1 protein-coding gene is annotated in these 362 nt (G+C 40.9%); it reads right to left on the reverse strand.

Annotation, left to right across the window (positions count from 1 at the left end; translation table 11 throughout):
* Positions 1 to 164: 164 nt before the first annotated feature.
* Positions 165 to 362 (reverse strand): TrkA C-terminal domain-containing protein (locus tag CWC11_RS21000; protein ID WP_283241026.1); only part of this gene is annotated, 198 nt, incomplete at its 5' end.

Genomic DNA, 362 nt, shown 5'->3' on the forward strand with positions numbered 1-362 from the left:
CTTTGTCTGGCTCGATTTGCAGCCTGCATCCACAAGATGACACCATTGCATTGGGTATTCGGTTGACTGATGAGCAGCATGTGATGGAAAATATTCTGAAAGAGTATTTAATTGATTTATCTATATTACACGAAGAAAGCTCGTAAATGAGTGATAACAGTGAGCTAGACAAATAGCGAACTGACTTGGAATAACTTTTCAACAACACTTATCTGGCGCTTGTCGATTAAAAACATTATGACGTGATCTCCAGACATAATCATTGTATCGTCATGGGCTATAAGCACATCATCATCTCTGACAATAGCACCAATGGTGGTCCCGACAGGCAACTTAATATCTCTGATAGAGCGGCCGACGAC

Origin of the sequence: Pseudoalteromonas sp. S3178 (assembly GCF_005886985.1) — a bacterium.
Lineage (GTDB): Bacteria > Pseudomonadota > Gammaproteobacteria > Enterobacterales > Alteromonadaceae > Pseudoalteromonas > Pseudoalteromonas carrageenovora.